Source organism: Kitasatospora sp. NPDC033851 (assembly GCF_055576085.1).
This window is the reverse complement of sequence record NZ_JBVIRL010000015.1, coordinates 25,322-45,294: the sequence shown is the minus strand read 5'-3', so window position 1 is coordinate 45,294 and position 19,973 is coordinate 25,322. Positions and strand designations below refer to the sequence as shown.

At 73.5% G+C, this 19,973-nt stretch carries 24 protein-coding genes; 12 read left to right on the top strand and 12 right to left on the bottom strand.

Going from position 1 to position 19,973, the window contains the following annotated elements:
• Nucleotides 1-181: 181 nt before the first annotated feature.
• The 3 genes from ACZ51D_RS26045 to ACZ51D_RS26035 all read left to right on the top strand — a co-directional run bounded on the left by ACZ51D_RS26045 (nt 182) and on the right by ACZ51D_RS26035 (nt 3,521).
• Nucleotides 182-1,279 (top strand): sugar ABC transporter substrate-binding protein, encoded by a 1,098-nt coding sequence (locus ACZ51D_RS26045; RefSeq protein ID WP_360497721.1) that lies wholly within the window; start codon nt 182-184, stop codon nt 1,277-1,279.
• A 173-nt stretch (nt 1,280-1,452) separates the two neighbouring features.
• On the top strand, nt 1,453-2,238 hold the full coding sequence (locus ACZ51D_RS26040) for an ATP-binding cassette domain-containing protein (RefSeq protein WP_360497724.1): 786 nt from the start codon (nt 1,453-1,455) through the stop codon (nt 2,236-2,238).
• Nucleotides 2,235-3,521, top strand: a complete 1,287-nt coding sequence (locus tag ACZ51D_RS26035) for a sugar ABC transporter permease (RefSeq protein ID WP_465663659.1) — start codon at nt 2,235-2,237, stop codon at nt 3,519-3,521. The genes ACZ51D_RS26040 and ACZ51D_RS26035 overlap by 4 nt, the downstream gene beginning before the upstream one ends.
• Before the next feature lie 168 nt (nt 3,522-3,689).
• Here the strand turns inward: ACZ51D_RS26035 and ACZ51D_RS26030 are convergent, their stop codons facing one another.
• On the bottom strand, nt 3,690-4,250 hold the full coding sequence (locus tag ACZ51D_RS26030) for a TetR/AcrR family transcriptional regulator (protein ID WP_465615014.1): 561 nt from the start codon (nt 4,248-4,250) through the stop codon (nt 3,690-3,692).
• A 141-nt stretch (nt 4,251-4,391) separates the two neighbouring features.
• Here ACZ51D_RS26030 and ACZ51D_RS26025 point away from each other — a divergent pair, with 141 nt between their 5' ends.
• The gene (locus ACZ51D_RS26025; protein WP_465663658.1) at nt 4,392-5,225 is read left to right on the top strand and encodes a patatin-like phospholipase family protein; all 834 of its coding nucleotides are present in this window, start codon (nt 4,392-4,394) and stop codon (nt 5,223-5,225) included.
• Nucleotides 5,226-5,423: 198 nt separating this feature from the next.
• Here the strand turns inward: ACZ51D_RS26025 and ACZ51D_RS26020 are convergent, their stop codons facing one another.
• Complete coding sequence (locus ACZ51D_RS26020; protein WP_465663745.1) at nt 5,424-6,260, bottom strand: helix-turn-helix transcriptional regulator; 837 nt, start codon at nt 6,258-6,260, stop codon at nt 5,424-5,426.
• 145 nt (nt 6,261-6,405) lie between these two features.
• Between ACZ51D_RS26020 and ACZ51D_RS26015 the strand changes: the two genes are divergently transcribed.
• A complete protein-coding gene (locus tag ACZ51D_RS26015) occupies nt 6,406-6,660 on the top strand; it encodes a hypothetical protein (RefSeq protein WP_465663657.1) in 255 nt (84 codons plus the stop codon).
• Here the strand turns inward: ACZ51D_RS26015 and ACZ51D_RS26010 are convergent.
• On the bottom strand, nt 6,619-7,818 hold the full coding sequence (locus ACZ51D_RS26010) for an RNA-guided endonuclease InsQ/TnpB family protein (protein ID WP_465615011.1): 1,200 nt from the start codon (nt 7,816-7,818) through the stop codon (nt 6,619-6,621). The genes ACZ51D_RS26015 and ACZ51D_RS26010 overlap by 42 nt on opposite strands.
• A gap of 301 nt (nt 7,819-8,119) precedes the next feature.
• Between ACZ51D_RS26010 and ACZ51D_RS26005 the strand changes: the two genes are divergently transcribed.
• Entirely contained in the window at nt 8,120-8,977 is an 858-nt protein-coding gene (locus ACZ51D_RS26005; protein ID WP_465615010.1) for an NAD-dependent epimerase/dehydratase family protein, read from the top strand.
• 78 nt (nt 8,978-9,055) lie between these two features.
• Here the strand turns inward: ACZ51D_RS26005 and fusA are convergent, their stop codons facing one another.
• From fusA to ACZ51D_RS25990, 3 genes are all read right to left on the bottom strand, one after another.
• A complete protein-coding gene (fusA, locus tag ACZ51D_RS26000; protein WP_465663656.1) occupies nt 9,056-11,119 on the bottom strand; it encodes an elongation factor G in 2,064 nt (687 codons plus the stop codon).
• Nucleotides 11,120-11,524: 405 nt separating this feature from the next.
• The gene (locus ACZ51D_RS25995; protein ID WP_465663655.1) at nt 11,525-12,049 is read right to left on the bottom strand and encodes a hemerythrin domain-containing protein; all 525 of its coding nucleotides are present in this window, start codon (nt 12,047-12,049) and stop codon (nt 11,525-11,527) included.
• Between the two features lie 77 nt (nt 12,050-12,126).
• Nucleotides 12,127-13,059 carry a DMT family transporter gene (locus ACZ51D_RS25990; protein WP_465615007.1) on the bottom strand — a complete coding sequence of 311 codons (933 nt, stop codon included), beginning with the start codon at nt 13,057-13,059 and terminating at the stop codon, nt 12,127-12,129.
• 49 nt (nt 13,060-13,108) lie between these two features.
• Between ACZ51D_RS25990 and ACZ51D_RS25985 the strand changes: the two genes are divergently transcribed.
• From ACZ51D_RS25985 to ACZ51D_RS25975, 3 genes are all read left to right on the top strand, one after another.
• Complete coding sequence (locus tag ACZ51D_RS25985; protein ID WP_465615006.1) at nt 13,109-13,669, top strand: MarR family winged helix-turn-helix transcriptional regulator; 561 nt, start codon at nt 13,109-13,111, stop codon at nt 13,667-13,669.
• A 93-nt stretch (nt 13,670-13,762) separates the two neighbouring features.
• A complete protein-coding gene (locus tag ACZ51D_RS25980) occupies nt 13,763-14,284 on the top strand; it encodes a DUF6328 family protein (RefSeq protein WP_465615005.1) in 522 nt (173 codons plus the stop codon).
• Between the two features lie 242 nt (nt 14,285-14,526).
• On the top strand, nt 14,527-15,165 hold the full coding sequence (locus ACZ51D_RS25975) for an AAA family ATPase (protein WP_465615004.1): 639 nt from the start codon (nt 14,527-14,529) through the stop codon (nt 15,163-15,165).
• Between the two features lie 115 nt (nt 15,166-15,280).
• Here ACZ51D_RS25975 and ACZ51D_RS25970 read toward each other — a convergent pair whose 3' ends face one another.
• The 3 genes from ACZ51D_RS25970 to ACZ51D_RS25960 form a co-directional block, all read right to left on the bottom strand.
• Nucleotides 15,281-15,520 (bottom strand): hypothetical protein, encoded by a 240-nt coding sequence (locus ACZ51D_RS25970; RefSeq protein WP_465615003.1) that lies wholly within the window; start codon nt 15,518-15,520, stop codon nt 15,281-15,283.
• 145 nt (nt 15,521-15,665) lie between these two features.
• On the bottom strand, nt 15,666-16,160 hold the full coding sequence (locus ACZ51D_RS25965; protein ID WP_465615002.1) for an EF-hand domain-containing protein: 495 nt from the start codon (nt 16,158-16,160) through the stop codon (nt 15,666-15,668).
• 123 nt (nt 16,161-16,283) lie between these two features.
• Nucleotides 16,284-16,685, bottom strand: a complete 402-nt coding sequence (locus ACZ51D_RS25960; RefSeq protein ID WP_465615288.1) for a winged helix-turn-helix transcriptional regulator — start codon at nt 16,683-16,685, stop codon at nt 16,284-16,286.
• A 143-nt stretch (nt 16,686-16,828) separates the two neighbouring features.
• Between ACZ51D_RS25960 and ACZ51D_RS25955 the strand changes: the two genes are divergently transcribed.
• Entirely contained in the window at nt 16,829-17,767 is a 939-nt protein-coding gene (locus tag ACZ51D_RS25955) for an NADP-dependent oxidoreductase (RefSeq protein WP_465615286.1), read from the top strand.
• 2 nt (nt 17,768-17,769) lie between these two features.
• Here ACZ51D_RS25955 and ACZ51D_RS25950 read toward each other — a convergent pair whose 3' ends face one another.
• The 3 genes from ACZ51D_RS25950 to ACZ51D_RS25940 form a co-directional block, all read right to left on the bottom strand.
• Complete coding sequence (locus tag ACZ51D_RS25950; RefSeq protein ID WP_465615001.1) at nt 17,770-18,237, bottom strand: NUDIX domain-containing protein; 468 nt, start codon at nt 18,235-18,237, stop codon at nt 17,770-17,772.
• Nucleotides 18,238-18,312: 75 nt separating this feature from the next.
• Entirely contained in the window at nt 18,313-18,561 is a 249-nt protein-coding gene (locus ACZ51D_RS25945; RefSeq protein ID WP_465615000.1) for a hypothetical protein, read from the bottom strand.
• The gene (locus ACZ51D_RS25940; RefSeq protein ID WP_465614999.1) at nt 18,561-18,761 is read right to left on the bottom strand and encodes a hypothetical protein; all 201 of its coding nucleotides are present in this window, start codon (nt 18,759-18,761) and stop codon (nt 18,561-18,563) included. The genes ACZ51D_RS25945 and ACZ51D_RS25940 overlap by 1 nt, the downstream gene beginning before the upstream one ends.
• A gap of 115 nt (nt 18,762-18,876) precedes the next feature.
• On the opposite strand from ACZ51D_RS25940, the gene ACZ51D_RS25935 reads away from it, so the two are divergent.
• Both ACZ51D_RS25935 and ACZ51D_RS25930 read left to right on the top strand, forming a co-directional pair.
• On the top strand, nt 18,877-19,716 hold the full coding sequence (locus ACZ51D_RS25935) for a helix-turn-helix domain-containing protein (protein ID WP_465614998.1): 840 nt from the start codon (nt 18,877-18,879) through the stop codon (nt 19,714-19,716).
• On the top strand, nt 19,700-19,909 hold the full coding sequence (locus tag ACZ51D_RS25930) for a DUF397 domain-containing protein (RefSeq protein WP_465614997.1): 210 nt from the start codon (nt 19,700-19,702) through the stop codon (nt 19,907-19,909). Before ACZ51D_RS25935 ends, ACZ51D_RS25930 begins: the two co-directional genes overlap by 17 nt.
• Nucleotides 19,910-19,973 lie beyond the last annotated feature (64 nt).

Sequence of the window (19,973 nt, the reverse complement as noted above, 5' to 3'; positions counted from 1 at the left end):
GCACGGGGGAGCGGCGGGCACCCCCATTTTCCCGTGTCTTCACCGGGGCGTGTTCATGAAGATGACGAGTCGAGGTGGATTCCGGGCAGTTTGGTTTTACTTATTGACGTCATGTACGCGCTCAGGTTGACTCCCCCCACCCCGCCGCAGAGTCGCGGCGACCCCAGGGAGAGGCACCCGTATGAATGTCGTACTGCGTCGCGCCCTCGTCTCCACCACCGGCCTCGCGCTGGCCCTGTCCATGACCGCCGCCTGCGGGAAGGCCGGCGGCACCAAGAGCGACGCCACCTCCGCCGGCGACTCCGGCACCATCGGCCTGCTGCTGCCCGAGAACGCCTCCTCCGTCCGCTACGAGTCCTTCGACAAGCCCTTCATCGAGGCCAAGGTCAAGTCCCTGTGCGGGCAGTGCAAGGTGCTCTACAACAACGCCGAGGGCAGCGCGGCCAAGCAGAAGCAGCAGTTCGACACCCTGCTCACCCAGGGCGTCAAGGTGATCATCCTCGACCCCTACGACGCCAAGTCCACCGAGGGCTGGGTCCAGGAGGCCGCCGCCAAGGGCGTCAAGGTCCTCGCCTACGACCGCCTCGCCGGCGGACCGATCGCCGCCTACACCTCCTTCGACAACGAGAAGGTCGGCGAACTCCAGGGCCAGGCCCTGCTCGACGCGCTGGGCGCGCAGGCAGCCGACGCCAACATCGTCATGATCGACGGCGACGAGGCCGACCCCAACTCCGCCCAGTTCAAGTCCGGCGCCCACAAGGTCCTCGACGGCAAGGTCAAGAAGGTCGTCTACGAGCAGTCCGGCCAGTGGAGCCCCACCGTCGCCGGCCAGAAGATCTCCGCCGCCGTCACCGAGCTCGGCAAGAACGGCTTCCAGGCCGTCTACTCCGCCAACGACGGCATGGCCGGCGCCATCATCACCCAGCTCAAGGGCGCCGGCATCAAGGTCCCCGTCGGCGGCCAGGACGCCGGCCTCGACGCCGTCCAGCGCCTCGTCAACGGCGACCAGGCCTACACCATCTACAAGGCCTACAAGCCGCTCGCCGAGACCGCCGCCGAACTGGCCGTCGACCTCCTGCAGGGCAAGGACGTCAAGACCGTCGCCACCGCGAGCGTCGACAGCGCCACCGCCAAGAACATCCCGGCCAAGCTGCTGGACCCCAAGGTCGTCACCAAGGACAACATCGCCGCCACCGTCCTGGCCGACGGCCTCTACAAGGCCTCCGACATCTGCACCGCCGACTACGCCGCCGCCTGCGCCGCCGCGGGCCTCAAGTAGCCCCGGCCCCTTCAGGAACGCCTCCTCGGGAACGCCTTCTCAGGGACGCCTTCTCAGGGACGCCTCCTCGGGGACGCCTCCTCGGGGACGCCTCCTCGGGGACGCCTTCTCGGGAACGCCTCCTCGGGAACCCGAGCAGCCCCTGCCCCAGCCCACTCCAAGGTGGTTCACACGTGACAGGCGCACCCGTCCTCCAGCTGCGCTCGGTCTCCAAGCGCTTCGGTGCCGTCCAGGCCCTCACCGACGTCGACCTCACCGTCCACGCCGGCGAGGTCCTCGCCCTCGTCGGCGACAACGGCGCCGGCAAGTCCACCCTCGTCAAGACCATCGCCGGCGTCCACCCCGTCGACGGGGGCACCGTCACCTGGCACGGCGAGCCCGTACGCCTGGCCCGCCCGCAGGACGCCGCCGCCCTCGGCATCGCGACCGTCTACCAGGACCTCGCGCTGTGCGACAACCTCGACGTCATCGCCAACCTGTTCCTGGGCCGCGAGAAACGCCGCCGCGGCCTGCTCGACGAAGTCGACATGGAGCAGCACGCCCGCCGCCTCCTGGACACCCTCGCCATCCGCATCCCCGACGTGCGCACCCCCGTGGCCGCCCTGTCCGGCGGGCAGCGCCAGGTCGTCGCCATCGCCCGCGCCCTGGTCGGCGAGCCGTCCCTGGTCATCCTGGACGAGCCCACCGCCGCCCTCGGCGTCGAGCAGACCGCCCAGGTCCTCGACCTGGTGGAACGGCTGCGCGAGCGCGGCCTGGCCGTCGTGCTGGTCAGCCACAACATGGCCGACGTGCGGGCCGTCGCCGACACCGTCGCCGTACTGCGCCTGGGCCGCAACAACGGCGTCTTCCCCGTCGCCGACACCACCCAGGAACAGATCGTCGCCGCCATCACCGGCGCGAGCGACAACGCCCACGCCCGCCGCAAGGCCCGCCGCAGCGAGGAGGCCGACGCCGCATGACCACCCCCGAAGCACCCGTCCCCACCACCGCCTCCCCCGCGCCCACGGCTTCCCCCGCGCCGGGCGCGCCCGACCCGCGGCTGCACGCGCCCGCGCAGGGATGGGCCGGGCACCTGGAGGCCGTCCGGCGCCGCCTGGCCACCGGCGAACTCGGCTCACTGCCCGTCGTGGTCGGCCTCGTCGTGATCGCCGTGGTCTTCCAGTCCGTCACCCACCACTTCCTGCAGGCCGACAACCTCACCAACATCAGCCGCTTCATCGCCGGCCCCGGCCTGATCGCGGTGGGCGTCGTGTTCGTCCTCATCCTCGGCGAGATCGACCTGTCACTCGGCTCCGTCGCCGGCGCGAGCGCCGCGATGGCGGCGGTGCTGACCGTACGCCAGGGCCTCAACGAATGGGTCGCGATCCTCCTCGCCCTGGCCGCGGCCTGCGTCATGGGCCTGCTGCACGGCCTCTTCTTCGCCCGCGTCGGCGTGCCGGCCTTCGTCGTCACCCTGGCCGGCATGCTCGCCTGGAGCGGCCTGCAGGAGTACGTCCTCGGCGACGGCGGCACCGCCAACAACCGCCACGACGGCGTCATCGCGAGCCTGGACACCACCTTCCTCGGCGACGGCGACATCGCCTACGCCTGGGCCCTGGCCGTCCTCGCCCCCGCCCTCTACCTGCTCGCCCACCTGTACACCGCCCGCCGCCGCCGCGCCGCCGGCCTCACCGCCCGCACCGGCGCCGACACCGCTGTACGCGCCGGAGCGCTCACCGTCCTCACCCTGGCCACCGCCTACGCCCTCAACCAGGACCGCGGCCTGCCGCTGTCCCTGGTCGTACTGCTCGGCACCGTCCTCGCCACCGACTTCGTACTGCGCCGCACCCGCTACGGGCGGCAGGTCTTCGCGGTCGGCGGCGGCGTCGAGGCGGCCCGGCGCGCCGGCGTCGACGTCGCCCGGGTACGGATCTCGGTGTTCGTGCTCTCCGCGTTCCTGGCCGGCCTCGGCGGCCTCTTCTACGCCTCCCAGCAGGGCTCCGCCGACAAGCAACTCGGCAGCGGCAACGTGCTGATGAGCGCCATCGCGGCCGCCGTCATCGGCGGCACCAGCCTCTTCGGCGGCCGCGGCAAGACCTGGTCGGCGCTGCTGGGCATCCTGGTCATCCAGTCCATCACCACCGGACTGGACATGGTCCACGCCGCCCAGGCCATCCAGTACATGATCACCGGCGCCGTCCTGCTCGCCGCCGTCGTCCTCGACTCCCTCACCCGCCGCACCCGCGCCACCACCCGAAGGTAGGTCAGCCGGCCGCGCCGCGTGCCGGGCCCCGCCGCCCCACCGAGGCGGCGGGGCCCGGCACGTGCGTCTCCGGCACGTGCGTCTCCGGCACGTGCGTCTCCGGCACGTGCGTCTCCGGCGGGACGCCGGGCGGGACGGACGCCGTATGGCACCCGCGCGATGGGCGGGTCACGACCCCAGCAGGTCGGCGAAGCGTTCCAGGGCCCGGTCGGCGCGCTCGCGGTCCCCGGTGGTGGTGAGGTCGAACAGCAGGCCCCGCAGGACCGCCATGACCAGGGTGGGGGTGGCGGTGTCGCCCTCGCCGTCGGCGACGTCGCGAAAGGCGGCGCCCAGGGTGTCGAACCAGTCGGTGACGGCCCGGGCGCGGTCCGGGTAGTGCTCGGGGTGGGCCAGCCCGTCGGCGTGGACTTCGAAGAACAGCCGGACCAACGGGGCGCGTTCGGGCGCGCTGAGCCACGCCCAGATGCCGCGCAGCCGCTGCGCGGGCGTGCCCGCCCCCAACGGGGGGCATCCGGCCAGGCGCGCCGCGCCACGGCGGCGGGCCTCGGCGAGGACGGCGGCCACCAGTTCCTGCTTGCTGCCGAAGTCGTAGAGCAGCATGCGCGGGCTGGTGTCGAGGGCGGCGGCCAAGGGGCGCAGGCTCAGTCCGGCCAGCCCGTGGGCCAGGACGTGGTCGGTCGCCCCGGCCAGGGTGCGCTCGCGGCGGGCGGGGTCGGCGGGTCGTCCCACGGCGGTCGGTCCTTTCTCCGGGGCCCGGTGACGGCTGGTCGGCACCGGGTGGGCACTGCCGGACGAGTTTATGGTACGACTGTTTCAAGAACGGCGGGGGTCGCCGTGACGAAGGGGGAAGCCATGGGGAACGGGGTCGCTGTGACGGACGGTCACGGCCTCGGGCGGGCGCTGGTGCTCGGGCCCGGGGGCCGGCTGGGCATGGCGTGGACGGCCGGGCTGGTGAACGGGCTGCGCGAGGCCGGAGTGGACCTGGGCGCGGCGGAGCTGACGGTCGGCACCTCGGCCGGGGCGATCGTGGCCGCGCTGCTGGCCACCGGACAGGACCCGGGCCGCATCGTGGACCCGCAGCACCGGTCCCAGGGCCCGGCCCGCCGGCCCGATCCGGCCGTCACGGGCGAGGTGTTCGCCGTGCTCGGCCGGGGCCTGGATCCGGCCGAGGCGCGCCGCCAGGTCGGGCGGATCGCGCTGGCGAGCGCCGGCGCCGAGGCCGAAAGCGACCTGCTGGCCCGCCGCGAGGCCCTGATCGGCGCGCCCGACTGGCCTCGCCGACGGCGCCTGCTGGTCACCGCCGTGGACGCGGACAGCGGCGAGGAGCTGGTGTGGACGGGTGCCGACGGTGTGCCGCTGCTGCGCGCGGTCGCCGCCTCCAGCGCGTTCCCGGGGGTGGAGGTGCCCGTCACCCTGCCCGGCGGCCGCCACGGCATGGACGGCGCGCTGCGCGCGGGCACCAACGCCGACCTCGCCGCCGGGGCCCGCGCGCTGGTCGTGGTCGAGCCGCTGGCGCACCGCCACCCGCCCACCGACCTCACGCCCTGGCCGTCGGCCGTGGCGCTCGCCCCCGACGCCGGGGCGCGGGCGGTGCTGGACTCCGAACGGCCGGACTGGGACACCTGGGTCGGCGCCTACCGGGAGGGCGTGCGCCAGGGCGGCGAGGCTGCCGAACGGGCGGGCGCCGTCTGGGGATCCGTCTGACCGGGGCGCAGCGGACCGCGAGGCCGGCCATCGTCCCCGTGCGCCCTCGTCTCAGCGCACCTTCGCCGCGATGAGCCTGCGGGTCTTCGGTCGCCGCGATGAGCCTGCGGTCTTCGGTGCGGACAGCCGGAGCGTGGTGCCGCCCCTGCCGGACGACCCTCACCGGTGGCGGCGTCGCCATGGGAACCGGTCAGGGCCTCAGGCGGGGGCGGGGGCGCCGACGACGCGCAGCAGGTCCAGGCGGGAGGCGCAGTCGCTGCCGGGGGCGGCGGTGTGCACGAGCAGCAGTTGGTCCTCGCCGCCGGCGGCCAGCACCTCGCACTCCAGGTCCAGCTCCCCCACCACCGGGTGCAGCACCCGTTTGCGGCCGCTGCGCCGCCGGGCGACCTCGTGGCGCTCCCAGTGGGAGGTGAACTCGTCGCCGGTGGCGAGGAGTTGCTCCAGCAGTTCGGCGGCGCGCCGGTCCCCGGGGCGGGCGGTGCGGGCGGCGCGCAGGGCGGCGACGTGGGCGCGGGCCAGGTCCTCGTGGTCCTCGGGCGGGAACAGTGCCCGGGTGTGCGGTTCGGTGAACCAGCGCAGCAGCAGGTTGCGCCGCCCGGGCGGCAGGGCGCCGGTGTCGCCGAAGACGGCGGCGGCCATCGCGTTCTGCGCGAGGACGTCGCCGAGGTCGGAGACCACCTGGGCGGGCGTGTCGTGCAGCCGGTCCAGGATCAGCAGCAGCCCCGGCCGCACGTGCCCGAGCGGCCCGTGCCGGCGCGGCGGCTCGTGCCCGGCGAGGCGGAACAGGTGGTCGCGTTCGTCCTCGCTGAGCCGCAGCGCCCGCGCCAGGGCGGCCAGCAGCTGCGGCGAGGGCTGCGGCCCACGCCGCTGCTCCAGGCGCGCGTAGTAGTCCACCGACAGGCCCGCCACCTGCGCGACCTCCTCGCGCCGCAACCCGGGCGTGCGGCGCCGCGCCCCGGGCGGCAGCCCCAGGTCGGCGGGGGCGAGCCGGGCCCGGGTCCGGGTGAGGAAGTCGGCCAGCGCCGCGCGATCGATCATGCCCCCAGCATGGCGCGCCGGGCGGTATGTATCCAGGGACCGCCGATCCCTGGCCCGCCGGGCCGCGCCTCCCCTACGCCGACTCGCCCCACCGATAGCGTTCCGGTCGTAAAACTCCCTGCTACGAACGGATGGTGACGATATGTCGGACGAGGCGAAGCGGCGCATCTTCACGATGCTGGACAGCGACGGCGACGGCACGATCACCCGCGACGAGTACCTCGCCCGGGTCGACCGGGCCGCCTCGGCCTTCAGACGCGGCCCGCAGGACCCGCTGGTCGCCACGGCCCGCGCGACCCACCAGGAGGTCTTCCTGCAGGTGACTCCTCCTCCGGCGGGAGCCGGGGGCTTCTCGCTATACCGGTACGGCTTCGCGACGGGCCAGCCCGGCCCGTAGAACGTTGGTGGCTCCCACTGTGTCGGCGTGGGCCTTGTGGCCGCAGGCGACACAGTGGAAGGTCTCCTGGGTGGGCCGGTTCTCCACTGTGATGTGCCCGCATGTGGGACAAGTCCGGGAGGTGTTGCGGGGGTTCACGGCGATCACTTCCCGTCCGGCGCTTTCAGCCTTGGCGGTGAGGATCGTCAGGAACACCCCCCATCCGGCATCGTTGATCGACTTGTTCAGCCCGGCCTTCGCCGTCGCACCGTTGGGCAGGAAGCCGCCCGGCCGGTCGGGGTCGGGCCTTGGCGCGGGGGTGCGCACCATGTTGCGGACCTTGAGGTCTTCGTGCGCGATGAAGTCGTGCGCACGGACCAGGCCGAGGGCGGCCTTGTGGGCGTGGTCAAGCCGTTGACGGCGGACCTTGCGGTGCAGGTCGGCGACGCGCTGAACGGCCTTGCGGCGGCGGTTGCTCCGCTGCTTGCACCGGGACAGGGCATGCTGCGCGGCTTCGAGCTTCGAAGCGGCCTTCCGGCCATGGCGGGGGTTGGGCACGAACCCGCCATTGGAGTCGGCGAGGAAGTTTGCTATGCCCATGTCGATGCCGACCGCGCTGCCCGTCGCCGGCAGCGGCTCGGGCGCGGCCTGCTCGGCTGTCAGCACCACATACCAACGCTTGCCCTCGCGCTTGACGCTGACGGTCTTGACCCTGCCGACTACCGGACGGTGCCGGTTCACCCTGACGTGCCCCACGCCCTGGAACCGGACCCGGGTCACGGGGTCGCATGGGGTGGAGTCCCACCGGCAGCCGTCGCCGTCCTTGGGAAACTCCACAGTGTCGAACCAGCTCACACCCCGAAAGCGCGGGTAGCCGGGTGTGTCACCAGACTTGACCCGGCGGAAGAACGCGGCGAACGCCCTGTCCAGGCGGCGGAGCGTCGCCTGCTGCGAAGAGAACGACCAGCGGCCCTGCCGCTCCGCGTCGAACGCCCGGATCTCCTTGAGCTGCACGGACTGCATCCCGTACGTGACGCTTGCCTTCGACGGGTGCCGGTAGGCGCCGCGACGTTCCTGCAACGCCCCGTTGTACAGCGAGCAGTGATCCCGCAGCATCTCGCCGAGCGCCTGCGCCTGGCGCACGGTGGGCCGCAGGAGGAACTTGTACGCACGAATCATTCGGCCCACCCCCTTCGGTCGGTGCCATCAACATAACTCGCCCCACTGACAACACGCAGAATTCCGGCTCTCCGCGCCCCCGGCAATGAACTCGCTCCCCTCCCCAGCTGAATCCGGGGATACTCGCGCAAGATCAGGGATGGAGGAGTGGATGGCGGCTGGCTGACCACTCAGGCCCGATCGCCCGGGCCCCAGCCGGGGATCGGCGGTCCCTGGATCGGGAGGTCTCTGGCGGGCCTGCCGCGCCGCGGACAGGGTGGTGGGTGTCGGAGGACGGCAAATTCCCTGGAGGAGACGGGCGATGGCGACAATCCTGGTGACGGGCGCGACCGGTTCGGTCGGGAGCCGGCTGGTGCCGCGGCTGGTGCGGTGGGCCGGGGCGGACGGCTCGGCGGTGCGGGTGCTGGTACGCGACGCGGCGAAGGCGGCCGTACTGGCGGGGCCGGGCGTGGAGGTGGTGGTCGGCGACCTGTGCGAGGAGGCGGACCGGGCGCGGGCGCTGGACGGGGCCGAGGTGGTGCTGAACGTCGCGGCGGCGCTGCGCGGGGTGCCGGAGGAGACGGCGTGGGCGGTCAACCGGGACGCGGCGGTGGCGCTGGGCCGGGAGGCGGCGAAGGCGGGGGTGGCGCGGTTCGTCCACACCAGTACGAACCTGGTGTACGGGCGGGGGCTGGGACGCCCCGCGGTGGAGGACGACCGGCCGGCGCCGGATCCGGCGTGGGGGGTGTACGCGGCGTCCAAGGCGCAGGCGGAGGCCGGGCTGCGCGCACTGGGCGACGAACTTCCGCTGGTGGTGGCGCGGTTGGCGTTCGTGTACGGGGAGGGCGATCCGCATCTGGCGCAGTCGCTGCAGTGGGCCGCCGACTGGCCCGCGCACCAGCGCCTGGCGGTGGTGCACCACGCGGACGTGGCGCAGGCGCTGTGGCGGGCGGTGTCCGTGCCCGGGATCGAGGGGCGTACGTACAACGTGTGCGACGACGCGCCGCTGACGGCCTGGGACCTGCACGCGCTCAACGGCCTGACGCACCCGGGCGGTTCGCCGGATGCGCCGTTCGACCCGTGGGAGGGCCAGGTGTCGACGGCCGCGGCGCGCCGGGACCTGGGCTGGCGGCCGCTGTACCCGTCGGCGTGGGCGGCGGCCGAGGCCGGGGCGCTGTAGGGGCCGGGGCCCGGGCGCGTCGGTCGGGTGCGGGCCGGTGCCCGGCCCTCCCGGGGAGGGGAGGGCCGGGCACCGGGCTCAGCCGGCGCTCACGGGCGAGGGCGACGGCGCGGGCGCGTAGCCGGCCGGGCGGGTGGTGAAGGTGCCGCGGCCCTGGGTGCGCCCGCGCAGGCGGCTCGCGTAGCCGAACAGTTCGGCCAGCGGCACCAGCGCGCTCACCTGCGCGGTGCCGCCGCGTCCGGCCGTGGTGGCCCGGACGTGGCCGCGCCGGGCGGCGAGGTCGCCGAGGACGGTGCCCAGCGCGTCCTCGGGCACGGTGACCGTCACCTCCGCGACCGGCTCCAGCAGCCGCATCCGCGAGGCCCGCAGCGCCTCGCGCAGTCCGAGGCGGGCGGCGGTGCGGAAGGCGAGCTCGGAGGAGTCCTTGGGGTGGGTGGCCCCGTCGGTGAGGGTGACGGCGACGCCGGTGACCGGGTGGCCGCCGAGCGGGCCCTCGGCGAGGGCGTCACGGCAGCCGGCCTCGACGGCCTGCACGTACTCGCGCGGCACGCGCCCGCCGGTGACGGTGGAGGCGAACCCGAACTCCCCCTCGCTGCCGTCCGCGAGCGGGTGGACGTCGAGGACGAGGTGCGCGAACTGGCCCGCGCCGCCGTCCTGCTTGGCGTGCCGGTACACGAAGCCGCGCACGCCCTCGACCAGGGCCTCGCGCAGCGCGACCGTCGGCCGTCCGGTGACCGCCTCGATGCCGCTGTCGCGCCGCACCTTCTCCACCGCCACCTCCAGGTGCAGCTCGCCCAGCCCCGACAGGGTGCGCTGCCCGGTCTCGGGGTCGGTGGCCAGGCGCAGCGAGGGGTCCTCCTCGGCCAGGCGGGCCAGGGCGGCGGCGAGTTTGTCGGTGTCGGTGGCGCGGCGGGCCTCGACGGCGACGGTGACGACCGGTTCGGCGCTCACGGGTGCCTCCAGGAGGACGGGGTGGTCGGGGTCGCACAGGGTGGCGCCGACGCGGGCGGTCTTGGGGCCGATGACGGCGACGATGTCGCCGGCGCGGGCGTGGTCGGTCTCGGTGTGGCGGTCGGCCATGACGCGCAGGATGCGGGCGACGCGTTCGCGGCGTCCGGTGGCGGTGTCGAGCACGGTCGCTCCCTTGTGCAGGGTGCCGGCGTACAGGCGCAGGTAGGTGAGGCGGCCGGTGGGGGCCGCGACGACCTTGAACGCCAGGGCGGTCAGGGGCTGTTCGGGGTCGGCGGTGCGCTGCTGCGCGCCGTCGGCCGAGCGGACGGGCGGGACGTCGAGCGGGGAGGGCAGGTAGGCGACGGCGGCGTCCAGGAGGGGTTCGATGCCGCGGTTGCGGTAGGCGGAGCCGCACAGCACGACCACGGCCTCGCCGGTGCGGGTGAGTTCGCGCAGGGCGGTGGCGAGGGTGGCGGCGGTGACGGCGCCGTGGGCGCAGAACTCCTCCAGGGCTTCGGGGTTCAGTTCGGCGACGGCCTCCTCCAGGGCGCGGCGCCGTTGGGCGGCCTGGTCGGCGAGGTGGGCGGGCACCGGGCCCTCGGCGGCCGGGGTGCCGTCGTCGTGCCAGGTGTGGGCGCGCAGGTGCAGCAGGTCGACGACGCCGGTGAACGACTCCTCGGTGCCGATGGGCAGTTGGACGGCGAGCGGGCGCGGGTGCAGGCGTTCGCGGATGGAGGCGACGGCGGTGTCCAGGTCGGCGCCGGCGCGGTCGAGTTTGTTGACGAAGGCGATGCGGGGCACGCCGTGGCGTTCGGCCTGGCGCCAGACGGACTCGCTCTGCGGCTCGACGCCGGCGACCGCGTCGAACACCGCCACCGCGCCGTCCAGGACGCGCAGCGAGCGTTCGACCTCGTCGGCGAAGTCGACGTGGCCGGGGGTGTCGATGAGGTTGATCCGGTGTCCGGCCCAGGCGCAGCTGACGGCGGCGGCGAAGATGGTGATGCCGCGGTCGCGTTCCTGGGGGTCGAAGTCGGTGACGGTGGTGCCGTCGTGGACTTCGCCGCGCTTGTGGGTGGTGCCGGTGAGGTAGAGGATCCGCTCGGTGACGGTGGTCTTGCCGGCGTCGACGTGGGCGAGGATGCCGAGGTTGCGGACGGCGGCAATGGCGGAGGCGGTGGTGTCGGTGCGCATGGCCCGGGTGCCTTTCGAGGCGTTTTCCTGCGGGTGGGCGCGCGATTCGGCGGTGCTGACGACACGTCAGGTGCGTTTTCCTGGCGGGCCCGTGCGGGCCGTGGATGCCGGGGTTCAGACGGTGGCGGCACTGCTCCGGTGCCGGCCGCGCAGCGGGCACCGGGAGGACGGGGACACCAGGATCACCTCGTACCGCGACGCGGGAGAGGGGGCGGCGGCGCTCTGCTTCGGCACGGCCGCTCGCCCCCTCTCTCGTCTCGTCCGTCGGCACGGTCGGCCGCACGGCGTGGCGCGGCGCGGCTGCGTGGCGAGTGTAGGGAAGGCGGGCCGGGCGGGGCGACGGGTTTTACGACGGCGGTTTACCGGCAACGGTTTTCCCGGCAGCGGTTTTCCGGCAGCGGGGATTTACGACGGCGGGTTCTGCGGCGGCGGGTTCTGCGGGGCCGCGAAGCGCAGCACCGGCGCGGACCAGCCGTCGTCGGGCACCCCGGCGTCGAGGGCGGCACCGATGGCGCGTTCCTCGTAGCCGAAGTGGGAGTCCATGATGGCGGCCAGGCCGTCGAGTTCGCGTCCGATCGCTTCCAGGTGGGCCGGGTCGGCATCGGACAGGTGGGCGGCCTGTTCGGCGAGGTCGCGGACGCGGGCGAGGATGGCGGGGATGAACCCGTGGTCCTCGACGAGTTTGGCGACGGTCGGCGCCAAGTCGGGGCGTTCGTGCAGGAGTTGGGTGAAGAGGCCGCTGTCCTCGCCCTGGTGGTGGTTGGTCAGGGCGGTACAGAAGGCCAGGCAGTGGGTGAGGAGCGTGTCGCCGTCCGGGCGGGGCCGGCCGAGGTTCGAGCGGACGTCGGCGAGGCGGCGGCGCAAGTCCTGGTGCGCGCGGGAGAGTTGAAGACTGAGGGCGGCCGTACGGCCGCCGGCGGGGGAGGCCACGGGTGGCGGTCCCTTCGGTTCCGCACCTCCATGCCTGACGCAGTCCGTCACCGGCACGCGATGCTGGCGCCAGCAGATCACGCGACCCGATCATCGGGCAAGCGCGCGCCGGCGGAAGGCTCGGCGGCGGCCTCGGCCGACGAGGGCTGCGCCGACCGCCCGCGCGGCCGTCCGAGGAGGATCCCGACCGCCACCAGCACCAGTCCCGCCCCCTGCCGCACCCCGAACGGGTCCCCGTCCAGCGCGGTGCCCAGCAGCACCCCGGCCAGCGGGTTGAGCAGCCCGAGCAGCCCCACCGTCCCGGCCGGCAGGTGGCGCAGTCCGGCGAACCAGCAGGTGAAGGCGAGGGCGGTGGCGATCAGGGTGGTGTAGGCGAAGGCGAGCAGGGTGGAGGTGTCCATCGCCGGGGGCGCGCCCTCGGTGGCGGCGGCCAGCGGCAGCAGCATCAGGCCGCCGGCGGTCAGCTGCCAGGAGGTGGCGGCCAGCGGGTCGGCGCCCTCTCGCCAGCGGGCGGCGAGCACGTAGCCGACGGAGGAGACGAGCATGGCCGCCGCCGAGGCGGCCAGCCCGGCCCAGCCGATGGCGCCGCCGGTGCCGAGTCCCCCGAACAGGGCCAGCGCGACTCCGGCCAGGCCCACCACGGCGCCCGCCAGGTGGGCGCGGCGCGGGCGCTGGCCGGCCAGCACCCAGGCGGTGAGCAGCATCGCCAACGGGGAGGCGGCCATGACGGTGGCGGCGGCGCTGGTGGGCAGCAGTTGGGAGGCGAGGTAGAGCAGGACGAAGAAGACGGCGGTGTTGAGCAGTCCGAGCAGGGCGCTGCGCCACCACCACGGGCCGTGCGGGCGGCGGCGGGCGAGGGCGAGCAGGAGCAGGCCGGCGGGCAGGGCGCGCAGGACGGCGCCCCACAGCGGGCGGTCGGCGGGCAGGTAGGCGTGGGTGACGTAGTAGTTGGCGCCCCAGGTGAGGGGGGCGAGGGCGGTCGGCAGCACCCACCGCACATTGGCTTCCATGGAAGACAATATAGCTTCTCGGGAAGCTATCCGCGCTACACTGGCTGCCATGGAGACCGACCACGCCGACCACGCCGCCCACGCCGCCCCCCGCGACCCCGGCGACCACGTCGCGCAGATCCAGGCCGAGTGGCGGCGCGAACGCCCCGACCTCGACGTCTCCCCGCAGGCCGTCATCGGCCGCCTGCACCGCCTCGCCGCCCGCCTGACCGCCGAGCTCGCCCTCGTCTACCAGCGCTACGGCCTCGGCGAGGGCGAGTTCGACGTGCTCGCCGCACTGCGCCGCGTCGGCGCCCCGTACGAACGGGCCCCCGGCGAACTCGCCGCCCACACGATGGTGACCACCGGCGCGATGACCAAGCGCATCGACCGCCTGGAACGCGCCGGACTGGTCACCCGCCGCCCCGCCGAGGACGACCGGCGCGGACGCGTCGTCGCCCTCACCGACGCCGGCCGGCGCCTGATCGACGAGGCGTTCACCGCCCACATGCGCAACGAGCACCGCCTGCTCGCCCACCTGGACCCCGAGGAGGCCGCCGCCCTGCAGACCCTGCTCACCGCCTGGCAGGCCCGCCTGGACGGCACCGGGCAGGCGGCCCACGACCGGTGACCGCGCCGGGCCCGCGCGCCCGCCACCGCCACCGCCACCGGCCACCCCCCGGCCTCCCGCGACCGGCCGCTACCTCCGTCGACAATGTGGTCCATGACCAGCACGCCGCCCCCGCCGGACTCCCCTTCGCCCTCCGCCCCTCCCCCGCCCGGCTGGGAGAACCCCGCCGTCCGGGCCGACCGGCGCCTGGTGGAACTGCTGCAGGAACTGCGGGTGCTGCAGACCGGCGTGCAGATCGTCTTCGCCTTCCTCCTCGGCGTCGCCTTCACCCCGCGCTTCGCCGAACTCACCGACGCCCAGCAGGACATCTACGTCGCCACCCTGCTGCTGGCCGTCGTCGCCGCGGCCGTCCTCGCCACCCCCGTCGCCCTGCACCGCGGCCTGTACCGCCACCCCGGCAAGGAACGGATCGTCACCGTCTCCGCCCGCATCGCCCAGGCCGGCCTGCTGCTGCTCGCCTGCGCACTGACCGGCGCCGTCCTGCTCGTCCTCGACGTCATCCTCGGCGCGGCGGTGGCCGTGCCGATCACCTGCGTCATCGCGCTGATCTTCGCCACCCTGTGGTTCGTCCTGCCCTGGGCCGTACGCCGCGCCACCACCCACGACCGCGCCTGACCGCACCTGACCGCGCCGGCCGCCGCCTCCGCTGCCCGCTTCCGGCGTCCGCTCGCCACCCGCTTCCGCCGCCCGTTTCCGCCGCCGCTTCCGCCACCCGCACGACGGGGTGCGGGCGGCGGACCACGGACCGGGCCATGGGCCGGCTGTCGGGCGCCGGGGGCCGGGCCGGGAAGGCGCGCCCCGGCCGCCTCCCCCACCCCACCGAGCCCACCCCACCCCGAACCGCTTACCGTGCCCGTATGCACACCGACGAAAGCCCGTGGGACGTCCTGCTGATCGGCGGCGCCTCCGGGATCGGCAAGAGCCGCGCCGCCGCCCGACTCGCCGCCCGGCACGGGGCGTTCACGGTGGAGTTCGACGACATCGTCGCCGCCCTGCAGGCCGCCACCACCCCGGCCACCCACCCCGGCCTGCACCACTTCTCCGCCCCCGACTTCTCCGACCCCGACTTCTCGGCCCCCGACGAGGCCCCCGACGAGGCCAGGAGCGCCGAGCGCGTCCTCCAGTCGCAGATCGCCACCGCCCACGCCCTGGACGACGCCCTGCTCGGCGTCGTGCGCAACCGGCTCACCGTCGACGTGCCCGCCATCGTCGAGGGCGACTACCTCACCCCGGACGCCGCCGCCCGCGCCGCCGCCGAGGCCGCCGGGCAGGGACGGCGGGTACGGGCGGTCTTCCTCCACGAGGGCGACCCGCAGCGCATCGCCGCCAACTACGCCGAGCGCGAGCCCGGTTGCGGCCCGCAACGCGAGCGCGCCGCCGTCAGCGCCCGCTACTCCGCCTGGCTCGCCGACCGGGCCGCCGCCCACGCCCTGCCCGTGGTCGACTGCCGCCCGTACGCCACCCTGCCCGAACGCCTGGCCGCCGCCCTGACCTGACCGGCCCGCCCGGGCCTGCAGCACCTGCGGCAGGGCCAAGTCGGAGCGCCCGCCCCGCACGTGCGTTGGCCCGCCGGCACAGGAAGCCGGCGGGCCAACGGGAACAACGTGCGGACTAGACCAGGAACTTGGCGATCGTCTCCGCCTTGCGCTGCAGCTTCTCGGGGCTCACCGAGGCCAGTTCGGCGGTGATCTTGTCGGCGTGCATCTTCAGCTGCTTCACCACCGTGGTGTCGGTGTCGCCGCCACCCGCCGTGCCCACCTCGGCGAGGCGGGCAGCCTGGATACAGGTCTGCGTCTGCGGCTCCAGGATGGTCAGCAGGGCGTAGAACTTGGCAAGTTCCTCAGTGGTCATGATGGGCTCCCAAGCCTCGAGGTGCACGAATCACCACCCACCGTATCCATGCGAATCCTCTCCGTCACGGAGGCGCGGCCGCGAGCAGACCAGGGCAGCTGACGCGCCGTCCCGCAGGGGGGCCCGGGTGTCCTACGGGGCTGCCCTACGGGGCGGTGTAGGGCTCCTTGACGTGCTGGGCGCACTCATCGCGGGTGAGGAAACCGTCGCCGTCGGCGTCGATCTGCTGGAACTCCTGGAGGGCTTCGACCTGGGAGAGGCCCTTGTCGCCCTGCCAGGACAGCCACTCCGCCAGCGAGATCCTGCCGTCGCCGTCGGCATCGGCCGCCTCCAGGACGGCGAGCTCGAACGGGATGGCGACCTGGTCGAGGAACTCCGGACGGCGGTAGGCGGCGACGAACTCGCGGGCGGTGACCCTCCCGTCCCCGTCCGCGTCGGCACCGCTTCGCAGCGTCTGCCACATCCTGTTGCTCAAGCCGGTCACCCGACGCCAGGTCGCGGACCCCGGGACGGCGCCGGCCCGCGCCAGCACGCCCTGGGTCAACTGGTCGATGTCGACCTGCTCGATCACACCGTCACCGTCGACGTCGACCTTCCTGAACATCGCCTGGAAGCGGTCGCGCTCCGTCCGAGTCACCACGAGCCCACCTGTGCCTTTCCTCATGTGCGGGAGTACCGTTCGCCAACGTGCCACACACCTCCGTCCACAGGCGGGCATCGCGCCCGTCGATCACCCGAAAGAAGCCGTCACGGGCACCGCGGCTCACACCGGCGTGCCGCGCCCGTCGTCGTACGCGGCGCGGGCCTGCAGCACCTGCGGCATGTGGGACTCCGCCCACGTCTTGATCGACTGCATCAGCGGAAGCAAGTCCCGGCCGAGCGAGGTGAGTTCGTAGTCGACGCGGGCCGGGACGCCGCCGGTGACGGTGCGGGTGAGCAGGCCGTCGCGTTCCAGCGCGCGCAGGGTCTGGGTGAGCATCTTCTCGCTCACCCCGGCCAGGCGCCGGCGCAGGTCGCTGTAGCGCTGCGGGCCGCCGGCGAGGGCGTTGACGGCCAGGCTGGTCCACTTGTCCCCGATCCGGTCGAGGAGTTGGCGGGCCGGGCACTGGGCGAGGTAGGCGTCGAAGCCGGCCGCTGCGGCGGCGCGGCGCTGGGCGGCGGTCATGGTGGGCGACACGGGCTCTCTCCTTGCCGTGCGGTACGCACCTCGGGGTGCGTGCTTCCCCGTGGAGAGTAGCTCTCCTTAGGTTGGGCGGTGTTGGACGGCATGGGGCGGTGTTCCCCCCTGATCTCGAGGAGTGTGGTGTGGTGCGTGCCGTGGTGGTACGGGAGTTCGGCGGCCCCGGGGCGCTGGAGCTGGTCGAGGTGGCGCTGCCGCAGCCGGGGCGCGGGCAGGTGCGGGTGCGGGTCGCGGCGGCCGGGGTCAACCCGGTGGACGCGGTCACCCGCGCCGGCGTCCTCGCCGAGGCCGGGCTGATGGCGCCCCGCGCGGTGACGGGCATCGGCTGGGACCTGGCGGGGACGGTCGACGCGGTCGGGCCGGACGTCGCCGGCTTCGCGCCCGGGCAGCGGGTGGCGGGGCTGCGCGACCGCCTGGACGTGGACCTCGGCGCCTACGCCGACCACGCCGTCCTGGACGCCGACGCCCTCGCCGCCATCCCGGCGAACGTCACGTTCGAGCAGGCGGCGACACTGCCGCTCAACGGCCTCACCGCGCTGCAGGCCCTCGACCTGCTGGACCTGCCCGCCGGGTCGACGCTGCTGGTCACGGGCGCGGCGGGCGCCGTCGGCGGCTTCGCCGTCGAACTGGCCGCGCTGCGGGGCCTGCGGGTGGTGGCGCAGGCCGGGGCGGGGGACGAATCACTGGTACGCGGACTGGGCGCGCAGTGGTTCGTGCCGCGCACGGCAGGCGATGTGGCGGCGGCCGTACGGGAGTTGGTGCCCGGCGGGGTCGACGGCGCGATCGACGCGGCACTGCTGGGCGTACGGGCGCTGGGCGCGGTACGCGGACGCGGCGCGTTCGTCGCGGTCGCGGGCGCCAGCGCACCGGTGGGGCTACGCGGGATCCGGGTCGCGAACGTGTGGATCACCGCCGACGGGCCCGCCCTGGGCCGGCTCGCCGCACTCGCGGGCGAGGGCCGCCTGACCCTGCGAGTGGCGGACACGCTGCCGCTGGAGCGGGCCGGGCAGGCGCACGAGCGCCTGGCGGCGGGCGGGCTGCGGGGGCGGCTGGTGCTGGCGCCCTGACCTCAGGCGGCGCGTTGGCCGTGGAGGAGGACGGGCAGCGTGCGGTTGGCCAACGCCTCCATGGCGCGGGCGCATTGCGAGGGCGCCATGCGGCTGGGCAGCTCCCGGACGGGGACGAAGCGGGCGCCGAGCAGGCCGCTGCGATGTTGCGGCGGGACGGTCAGGCGGGTGTCGTCGCGGACCGTGCCGCCGTCGAACACCAGGTTGAGGCGCTCCAGGTGGCGGTCGGCCGGGGTGAAGTCGACGGCGACGAGGTCGCTCAGGCGCAGGTGCAGACCGGTCTCGGCATGCAGGTGCCGGGCGGCCGCCACGTTCGGCGGCTCGTTCGGCTTCGCGGAGCCACCGGGCAGGATCATGCCGTCCATGTAGTCCGGGTCGACGAGCAGGACCTCCCCGCGCCGGTTACGGACGAGAACGAGACAGCCGAGCCGGCACACCGGCGGCTTGGCGAGGAGGCGGGGGTCACGCATGGGACAGTTCACTTTCTGACGGCGGCGAAGAGGACGAGAGAGAAGCCCGCCCACCACAGCAGGCGGGCCAGGAGTTCAGTCGTCATACGTGAGGCGCTCGTAGCGCAGCCCCTTGCGCAGCAGGTCGAGGATGCGCAGGAGTTCCAGCGGACCGGCGGAACCGAGCCGGACGAGGTAGTTGCCCGTCCTGCGCCCGTACTCCCAGTCCACGGCGATGGACGGCAACTTCACCCCGCCCAGGGCAAGCACGGACACGAGGTCTTCGACGACGGACGCGACCTGCCGCCGCTGCTCGGCGGTCACACGGGCGAGCGGGGAAGGCATCACCTCTCCCCCGGCCGCTTGTGCACCTCGAAGACCTGCCAGGCACTGTAGGCGTCACCGAAGAAGGTGAAGGACGCCAACTCACCGGAATCCTGACGCATCCACTCCCCCGTGATCTCGTTACGGACCCGGTAGCGCTGCACCTCGGGGTCAAAGCGCACCCCGTACCCGTGGGTGCGGGGAACCTGATCTTGAGCCATGGAAGAACCCTCCGCGATCGGCGTTTCACGTTCTGTGCACATGGTGGCCCGGCGTCACCTAGCATCGGAAGCGGCAAACGACTTGACCTCGTGGGCGCGTTGTTTTGGAGCAGCCATGGTGAACATCAAGGAAATCGACCCGGCGTCCGGCCCCTGGGCCCCTTTCGCGGTCCAACTCCGCAACTCACGCAGGGCGAAGGGCCTCAAGCAGTTCCAGCTCGCCCGCAAGTGCGGAGTCAGCGCCTCGTACGTCTCGTTCGTTGAACTTGCACGTCGACCCCCGAGTGAAAAGTTTGCTACCAAGGCCGATGAAGTCCTGGAAACGGGCGGGACTTTGATGCTGATGTGGTGGCAGCACAAGCACACAGCCTTGGTGCCAGGCTTCCCCGAGTACGCCAACTACGAGAACCGGGCCGCAGAGGTGCGACTGTTCTCAATCGACATCGTGTCCGGACTACTGCAAACCCAGGCCTACGCCGGCGCCTGGGAAGCCGCCAACGTCAGGCGCGGAACCGCAACCTCCGAACAGGCGGAGGAGCGGGTCAACTTCCTCATGACTCGCCAGCAGCTTATGGCCCGCACACCGGCGCCGCTGCTTCACGCAGTTCTCGACGAGAGCTGTCTGCGTAGGCCCGTTGGCGGGACCGAGGTCATGATCGAGCAGCTGCTGCACCTTGAGCAGTTCGCCATGTCTCCGAACGTCCTTCTCCAGGTAGCCCCGTTCTCCCTGGGCGAGGACCGCCCGTTCACCCTTCCCGTGATTCTCCTGACCATGCCCGACCGCAAAGTACTCGGATACACAGAAACCGAGCTGCGCGGGTACCTCGACCGCGATATCAACACTGTCCTTCCGCTTGCCAGGGGCTACGATCGGCTGCAGATCGAGGCACTGAACCAGGCCGCATCGATGGAGATGATCCGAGCGGTACGGAAGGACTATGAGGATGCACGTTGACCTGACCAACGCTGGCTGGCGAAAGAGCACTTACAGCGGCGGGTCGAACGGCTGTGTAGAGGTCGCTGACGGCTTCCCTGGCGCCATGCCCGTGCGCGACTCCAAGGACCCCAACGGCCCGGCCCTGCTCTTCTCCGCCACCGCCTGGCAGTCCTTCGTCACCGCTGTCCGCGCTGGCGAATTCGGCGCCTGACAGGCCTACTTCACTCCGGAGTGGGAAGTCGTCCCCATCGACTTCCCACTCCGTTCGCACAGCC

What these genes read in the sequence shown, in the direction of transcription:
- ACZ51D_RS26045 (WP_360497721.1), top strand. Translation starts at nt 182, where the DNA reads ATGAATGTCGTACTGCGTCGCGCCCTCGTCTCCACCACCGGCCTCGCG.
- ACZ51D_RS26035 (WP_465663659.1), top strand. Translation starts at nt 2,235, where the DNA reads ATGACCACCCCCGAAGCACCCGTCCCCACCACCGCCTCCCCCGCGCCC.
- ACZ51D_RS26015 (WP_465663657.1), top strand. Translation starts at nt 6,406, where the DNA reads ATGTCGGACGAGGCGAAGCGGCGCATCTTCACGATGCTGGACAGCGAC.
- ACZ51D_RS26010 (WP_465615011.1), bottom strand. Translation starts at nt 7,818, where the DNA reads ATGATTCGTGCGTACAAGTTCCTCCTGCGGCCCACCGTGCGCCAGGCG.
- ACZ51D_RS26005 (WP_465615010.1), top strand. Translation starts at nt 8,120, where the DNA reads ATGGCGACAATCCTGGTGACGGGCGCGACCGGTTCGGTCGGGAGCCGG.
- fusA (WP_465663656.1), bottom strand. Translation starts at nt 11,119, where the DNA reads ATGCGCACCGACACCACCGCCTCCGCCATTGCCGCCGTCCGCAACCTC.
- ACZ51D_RS25990 (WP_465615007.1), bottom strand. Translation starts at nt 13,059, where the DNA reads ATGGAAGCCAATGTGCGGTGGGTGCTGCCGACCGCCCTCGCCCCCCTC.
- ACZ51D_RS25985 (WP_465615006.1), top strand. Translation starts at nt 13,109, where the DNA reads ATGGAGACCGACCACGCCGACCACGCCGCCCACGCCGCCCCCCGCGAC.
- ACZ51D_RS25980 (WP_465615005.1), top strand. Translation starts at nt 13,763, where the DNA reads ATGACCAGCACGCCGCCCCCGCCGGACTCCCCTTCGCCCTCCGCCCCT.
- ACZ51D_RS25975 (WP_465615004.1), top strand. Translation starts at nt 14,527, where the DNA reads ATGCACACCGACGAAAGCCCGTGGGACGTCCTGCTGATCGGCGGCGCC.
- ACZ51D_RS25970 (WP_465615003.1), bottom strand. Translation starts at nt 15,520, where the DNA reads ATGACCACTGAGGAACTTGCCAAGTTCTACGCCCTGCTGACCATCCTG.
- ACZ51D_RS25960 (WP_465615288.1), bottom strand. Translation starts at nt 16,685, where the DNA reads ATGACCGCCGCCCAGCGCCGCGCCGCCGCAGCGGCCGGCTTCGACGCC.
- ACZ51D_RS25950 (WP_465615001.1), bottom strand. Translation starts at nt 18,237, where the DNA reads ATGCGTGACCCCCGCCTCCTCGCCAAGCCGCCGGTGTGCCGGCTCGGC.
- ACZ51D_RS25945 (WP_465615000.1), bottom strand. Translation starts at nt 18,561, where the DNA reads ATGCCTTCCCCGCTCGCCCGTGTGACCGCCGAGCAGCGGCGGCAGGTC.
- ACZ51D_RS25940 (WP_465614999.1), bottom strand. Translation starts at nt 18,761, where the DNA reads ATGGCTCAAGATCAGGTTCCCCGCACCCACGGGTACGGGGTGCGCTTT.
- ACZ51D_RS25935 (WP_465614998.1), top strand. Translation starts at nt 18,877, where the DNA reads ATGGTGAACATCAAGGAAATCGACCCGGCGTCCGGCCCCTGGGCCCCT.
- ACZ51D_RS25930 (WP_465614997.1), top strand. Translation starts at nt 19,700, where the DNA reads ATGAGGATGCACGTTGACCTGACCAACGCTGGCTGGCGAAAGAGCACT.